General features: G+C 60.4%; 5 protein-coding genes and 2 pseudogenes. 4 read left to right on the forward strand and 3 right to left on the reverse strand.

The genetic code is table 11. The features are described 5' to 3' along the window. Window positions 1-9: 9 nt before the first annotated feature. The gene (locus tag PSPTO_RS14585; RefSeq protein ID WP_005762380.1) at window positions 10-876 is read right to left on the reverse strand and encodes a metal-dependent hydrolase; all 867 of its coding nucleotides are present in this window, start codon (window positions 874-876) and stop codon (window positions 10-12) included. A gap of 123 nt (window positions 877-999) precedes the next feature. Here PSPTO_RS14585 and PSPTO_RS14590 point away from each other — a divergent pair, with 123 nt between their 5' ends. Genes PSPTO_RS14590 through PSPTO_RS14600 form a run of 3 tightly spaced genes read left to right on the forward strand, consistent with a single transcriptional unit; the run spans window position 1,000 to window position 4,582 of the window. After that, window positions 1,000-1,929 carry a fatty acid desaturase family protein gene (locus tag PSPTO_RS14590; RefSeq protein WP_005762378.1) on the forward strand — a complete coding sequence of 310 codons (930 nt, stop codon included), beginning with the start codon at window positions 1,000-1,002 and terminating at the stop codon, window positions 1,927-1,929. Then, window positions 1,929-3,521, forward strand: a complete 1,593-nt coding sequence (locus PSPTO_RS14595) for a GH3 family domain-containing protein (protein ID WP_046463528.1) — start codon at window positions 1,929-1,931, stop codon at window positions 3,519-3,521. Before PSPTO_RS14590 ends, PSPTO_RS14595 begins: the two co-directional genes overlap by 1 nt. After that, a complete protein-coding gene (locus tag PSPTO_RS14600; protein WP_011104216.1) occupies window positions 3,506-4,582 on the forward strand; it encodes a Rieske 2Fe-2S domain-containing protein in 1,077 nt (358 codons plus the stop codon). Before PSPTO_RS14595 ends, PSPTO_RS14600 begins: the two co-directional genes overlap by 16 nt. 12 nt (window positions 4,583-4,594) lie before the next feature. Here the strand turns inward: PSPTO_RS14600 and PSPTO_RS14605 are convergent. Further along, window positions 4,595-4,894: pseudogene (locus PSPTO_RS14605) on the reverse strand (dihydroxyacetone kinase family protein); the annotation flags it as partial. A 1-nt stretch (window position 4,895) separates the two neighbouring features. Between PSPTO_RS14605 and PSPTO_RS14610 the strand changes: the two are divergent. Then, window positions 4,896-5,171: pseudogene (locus PSPTO_RS14610) on the forward strand (sugar-binding domain-containing protein); the annotation flags it as partial. A gap of 169 nt (window positions 5,172-5,340) precedes the next feature. Here the strand turns inward: PSPTO_RS14610 and PSPTO_RS14615 are convergent. Continuing rightward, complete coding sequence (locus PSPTO_RS14615; protein WP_005762368.1) at window positions 5,341-6,114, reverse strand: helix-turn-helix transcriptional regulator; 774 nt, start codon at window positions 6,112-6,114, stop codon at window positions 5,341-5,343. Window positions 6,115-6,404 lie beyond the last annotated feature (290 nt).

The raw sequence follows: 6,404 nt of genomic DNA on the forward strand, positions 1-6,404 counted from the left end.
ACACTGCACTTAACGCTGTTCATCGAGGGCCTGGCGAGCGGTGTCGAGCAGCGCGCGGGTGTCGATGCGGTTGGGGTGAAAGCCGGGCACAAACCAGAACAGCCCGGCAGGCACGATGCGCGAAAGCAGGCCTGGATTGACGAACAGCCACCACTGCAAGCGCAGCCACTCACGCCAGTTGCGGTGCTGTTTGTCGCCGCGCACAAGGTGATAGGTGAAGTAGCCGAGATCGAAGGTGAAATACACCGAAAGACTGAGCATCGCCACGCAGCGAAGCAGGTAACGCCACAGCGGGTTGCGCTCGACGGTGCACAGCACGTCATAGGCAACCGCCTTGTGCTCGATCTCTTCCAGGGCGTGCCAGCGCCACAGGCCGGCCATCGTCGGGTCGGCGTTCTTGAGGTACGCCGGGTTACGCAAAAGCTGATCGGACAGTATCGCGGTGATGTGTTCCAAGCTCGCGGTCAGGGCCAGTCGGAAGCTGGCCGGCAGCCGCGCGCTTTCCTTTCTGCGTCTGAGCAGCATGCGCTCCAGCGTTTCGACCGGCGCGCCTTGTGCACAAAGGCGCTGGTTGTAGGCGCGGTGCTCGCGCATGTGTGACGCTTCCTGATAGATGAAGTCGTCGACAGCCTTGTCGAGCGCGCTGTCCTTGTCGAGCTTGTGGCGAAAATGCACCACGCTTTCGATGAAGATTTTCTCGCCCTGAGGAAACATGAACGACAGGCAGTCGAAAAAGCGCGTGGTGTGTGCCCGGCCTGCGTGCCAGTAACGCGGGACGCGGTCATCGAAGGTAAAGCGTATCGAGCGGTGCACGATAACCTGCGGGGGAAGCTGCGCCGCCGAGCGTCGGGACAGGATGCGTTTGAACAGCGACATGGTGCTCGGCTTACCGTGATGATCAGGGCCGACAGTGTGCCAGAGTCCGGCAGGCTTGAAACGGCCAAATAACCGTCGTGACGCGCAGGCAGGTATACTCCGCATTTTTACACACGGTTACTTATGAGCACGTATAAGGATATTTTGTCGGCACGCCGCTTCGACACGGCGAATCTGGCGGTGCTGGCCGTGCAGACGCTGCTCTGGGGTGCGACCCTCACCTGGCTGTCACACACCGACGCAGGCGCCTGGAAATGGCTGATCCTGATTCCGTTCTGCCTGGTCATGCAAGGCGTGTTTTCGATGATGCACGAGGCGTTTCACAGCCTTGCGCACAGCAACAAGACCACCAATTACCTGATGATGTGCTGGGCCTCCACCCTGTTTGGCGCCTCCGCAACGCTGATCCACATCAACCACCTGGGGCACCACACGCGAAACCGCACCCGTGCCGAACTTGCAGATTTCGCCATGCCGGATGAATCGCTGCTGCGCAAACGCCTGGAATACTACTTTGCGGTGCTCGGCGGTATCTGGCTGGCGGCGTTCATCGGCAGCCTGCTGTTGCCTTTGCTGCCACCGCGAGTGGCCGATCGCTGGTCGCAGAGCGGCGAGGTCAACACCTATGCGGCGGCGTTCAAGGACTTTTCCATCAGCGACTTTCGGCGTATCCGCAAGGAAGTCATCGCAGGCATCATCGTGTGGCTGGCGTGCGCGTACCTGTTTGGCTGGACCTGGGAAGTGGTGCTGATAACCTACATCGCCTTCGGTTTTTCCTGGTCGTCACTGCAGTGGGTGTACCACATGCGCACCCCGATCGATGTTGTCGAAGGTGCCTACAACATGCGTGCGCCGCGTGTGGTTCGCTGGGCGTTTCTCAACTTCAACTACAACCTGACTCATCACCGCCATTCGCATATGCACTGGCAGCACATGCATGCGGCCTCCAACCTCAAGGAAACCCGGCCTTTGTGGTTCGGCTGGCTGCAAGTGTTCACGCCGCCGCAGCGCCTGCCCGATGACCTGTCCACGCTCGACAAGACCTACTTTTGATGCAGGCCGATGGCGACGTGAGAAGAGCCCTGTGGCAGTCATTCATCGACAGCACGCACGCCACGCTGGACCACTGGCAGACGCATTTCGAGCACCCCGAGCAGGCTCAGGAGCGTTTGTTGCGGGGTATGTTGTCGGCCAATCGCGACTGCGCGTTTGGCCGTGTCCACGACTTTGCCGGCATCCGCAACGCTGGCGACTTTCGCGATAAGGTGCCGATGCACACTTACGCTCAATTGCAGCCCTGGATCGAACGCGCCCAGCACGAAAGCGGCGCGGTGCTGACCACTCGCCCGCCATTGTTTTTCGAGCGCAGCAGCGGCAACAGCGCGTTGCAGAAACTCATCCCCTACACGCCGGAATTTCTTGCGCAGTTGCAGGGTTCACTGACGGTATGGCTGGCTGATATGTACCGCCAGGTGCCGGAAATCAGCCACGGCAGTGGCTATTGGTCAATGTCGCCGCCTTTGCAGCAACCGGCGGTGAGCGCCAATGGCATCCCGGTGGGCAGTGTCAGCGATCTGCAATACCTGCAAGGCAGTGCGATTGCCGGGCTGGCGGGCACGTTACTGATTCCCGACTTGGCTCATGATGTAGTGCACTGGCGCAGGCAGACACTGCTGGCCTTGGTTGCCGACGCCGACCTGAGCTTTATCAGCGTGTGGAGCCCGACGTTTCTGACCAGCCTGCTGCAACCGCTGTTCGACACCGAACGGCAGACCTGTGCCTGGCTCGAAGCGATGCTGCCAGCATCGCGCAAACTGGCCCTGCGCCATGCACGCGCGCAGGGCGTCTTCACCGAGTTATGGCCGCGTCTGGCAGCGGTCAGTTGCTGGATGGACGGACCGAGTCATGGGTACGCCGTGCAATTGGCGGCGCTTTTTCCTCAGGCGCGCTGGTTGCCAAAAGGCTTGTTCGCTACCGAAGGCGTGGTCAGTGTGCCGTTTGGCGAAGGGCAGGGCTGTCCACTGGCGATTGGCAGTCATTATCTGGAATTTGTCGGTGACGACGGGCTGCCGAGAGGCGCTCGCTCGTTACGCATGGGCGAAACCGCGCAAGTCTTGCTGACCACCGGGGCGGGGCTTTACCGGTATGTCTTGGGCGATCGGGTGCGCATGGTCGGCAACCATGCAGGTACACCGCGCGTGGCGTTTGTCGGGCGCAGCGCAAGTGCCTGCGATCTGGTGGGTGAGAAACTGGATGAACAGCTGGTCGAGGGCGTTCTGGCGCAGTGCATCGACAGTGCAGACAGCGCCTGCCTGATCCCTGACTCCAGAAATACACCGCCGCATTATGTGGCCCTTGTGTCGACATCAGCGGTTACACCCGGCCAGGTGTTGGCAAACAGCATTGAAACAGTGCTGCAAGGCTCCTTTCACTATGCCCATGCGCGCACGCTGGGCCAGTTGGGGCCATTGCGTGTGCGCTTTGTCAGTGGCGGCGCGCAAACACTGGCAGCGCTGCTGCAACGCGCAGCGGAGGCAACCGGCGTTCGTGCGGGCGACGTCAAGCCGCGTGCACTGATCAGTCGTCTGGACACGGCCAATGCGCTCCTAGCAATCACGGAAGAATTCGAATGCCCGCACCTCTGACCGACACACCTGAAGACGGTACGCGTGAGCAATGGTATGTGGCGTGCACACAGAAGCAGTTGCGCCAAGGCAAACCTTACCGGGCGACGATTCTTGGCCTGAACATCGTGCTTTTTCGCCAGCGCAGCGGCCAGGCGGCGGCGCTGCTCGACCAGTGCGTGCACCGTGGCACTCGGCTGTCGGCAGGCAAAATCACGGATGATTGCCTGGTGTGCCCGTATCACGGCTGGCGCTACGACGCGAACGGGCATGTGGTGCATATTCCCAGCGTGGATGCCGGGCAGGGCGAACCGAAGTCGCCCGGTTATCGCTATCGGCAGCGTCATTTTGCAGTGTGCGAGCAGGATGGGTTGGTCTGGGTGTACACCGGCGCAGGCGATGCTCATGACACCCCGATCTTCCGGCTTCCTGCCTATGGCGAGCGTCCGTGGCAATCCTATTTCATGATCAACACCTTCGACGCCGATGTGGGCAGTCTGGTGCAGAACTTTCTCGATGTGCCGCATACGGTGTTCGTTCATGAGGGTATTTTTCGCTCAAGCAGCGGTCGGGCGATGGAGGCGACGCTGGCCTGCAAGGCGCAGAGCATCGAGGTGGTTTACCACGATGAAGTGGACGAGATAGGCCTGATGCAATGGCTGACCAACCCGGACGGCGAACCGCTGGTGCACACGGATCGCTTTCTGGCGCCGAATGTGACCTTTTGTGACTACCTGTGGGGCGCACGCTCCGGCTTTTTAATCGTCAGCCAGATCACTCCGGTCAATGCTCGCCAGTCACGCGTCTATACCTACATCGCCTACCGGTTTCCGATGCCCCGCTGGGTGTTGAGAATGCTGCGCCCGTTCATTCATCTGTACACGCACATCGTGATTCAGCAGGACGTCAAGATCATTCGCGCGCACCGCGAAGGTCTCGACAACGTGGCGAATTTCAAACCGTGCAACGTGCCTGCCGACGCCATACATGTGGGCGTCGAGCAGTTGCTGGCGGCGGTCCGACACGGCGAGGCGCTGCCGGAAGCACAGCGTCGCGAACGGCGGATTCGATTCGAGCTTTGATAGCCGGGTATTTCAACCGGCTTTAAGCCTGGGCTGCACTGAATCTGCCAATTGCGTCAGTATCAGGCAGCACGACACCGCCCCCGCATCCAGCACACCCACCGAGCGTTCACCCAGACGGCTGGCGCGGCCGATTTTTGCCATCAGGTCCTTGGTCGAGTCGCGCCCCTGTGCTGCGGCGTTTTTCATTGCATCAAGGGCTTCATTGAATGAGGCGCCATTGGCGTGTGCCTGCTCGAAGGCTTCGACTGCCGGAATCAAAGTGTCCATCAGGCATTTGTCGCCGATACCGGCTTCGGTAATGTCCTGCAACCAGGCGCGGCTGTCCGGCACCGTCGGCGACATGATGGGTTACGATTTCATCGACATTCATGGCCAGCCAGCGGTCAACACCATTCAGGGCAGGGTGATCGGCCTGACCGTGCAGGAGCTGTTTCGCATCCCGGACGTGGTGGCCATCGCCAGTGAAAACACCAAGGCGGCGGCGACATTAGGGGCTTTGCGCTCGGGCGTGATCAACACACTGGCGACAACGGTCACCAACGCCCACACCATCCTTGCCCTGGATGACGCGACGCGCAAAGGCTGATGAACCGGCGCAGCATCGCAGTAAGAGGGGCGTTACGGCTTGATTGAAGACAGAAGGGCTGAGGGAAAAGGCCGGGTACGGCCCTTTCTGTTATTCGGCTGTTTTGTTTCACGTTATTTCAAGACTTGAACGCCAGCAGACACAGGTGACGCTTCGCAACCCGAAAGCCTCAGCCACCCGCCATCCAGCGTGCCAGCCCATGCCGCCCACTGACCCCCAGTTTGGCGGTGGCGCGCTTGAGGTAGGTTTCCACCGAGCTGTTCTTGACCTTCAGCCGCGCAGCCATTTCAGCCACGGTTCCGCCTGTCAACAGGCCCAGGCAAACCTCCTGTTCGCGTGCGGACAGCGTGATCGAATCCTGCGCCAGTCGGCCGCTGAACGCCTGATCCAGAGAGCCGGGCTCCGGCTCTTGGCGTGCGCCCCGGCTGCCAGCCTGGACGAGGCTTTGTGCGTGATGTTCGACCAGCGGCAACAAGGTGTCAGACAGGCTTTTGAGCAACGACAGTTCGCTCAGGGAAAACGCGCGCAGGGTCGTCAGGCGGTAAAAGCAGATGATCCGCCGACGGTCGCCCTGGCTTGAAACCAGATTGCACTGGTGGGTGTTGCGCTGCGGGTGTTGTTTGCTCAGCGGGGTCTTTAGCTGCACCAGCAAGGGGTCCTGCATGTGCAGGATGCTCGGCAGCAGCGGATGGTTCGGCGCTTCAGTGGTGGGCGGGTCGTATTGCAGGCCGGCACCGCCGAGCAGGTTGATACGGCTGATGCTGCTCTGGCGCAGGTCCAGCGTCCATTCACTGAGGCCAAGCCCGTGAATGGGCACCAGTGCATCCACCAGTTGCAGCATGTGCCCGGCAAATGTAGCGCAGCCGGTGCTGGAGACGAGTTGAGCCAACTGCTGATAAAAACGCGGATCGCTACTGTATTCGGGGTATTGCGCCGTGTTCATCCTGAGCTTTCCTGATTCCGACCGCGCAACAAAGGACCATGGTCGGCTCGTGCGCGGCAACTGCTGTTTGCAATGACTGATAAGTCTGATTGTGACACTGGGTCTTTGGGTATTCAGCCTAAGCTTTTATCCTGCGTCTGTAGCGGAAAACAGGGACAGAGTAGCAAGCGGATACACATGCCGCTGCCACGATTGATGGCTATACGCCAGTGTCCGGGTTTCAGGGGCCATACATCGGCCAGTTGGCAGTGCCTAATCCGCGGATTATCTGCCAAGAAGGACCTTGAGCC

Origin of the sequence: Pseudomonas syringae pv. tomato str. DC3000 (assembly GCF_000007805.1) — a bacterium.
In the GTDB taxonomy this organism is placed as follows: domain Bacteria; phylum Pseudomonadota; class Gammaproteobacteria; order Pseudomonadales; family Pseudomonadaceae; genus Aquipseudomonas; species Aquipseudomonas avellanae.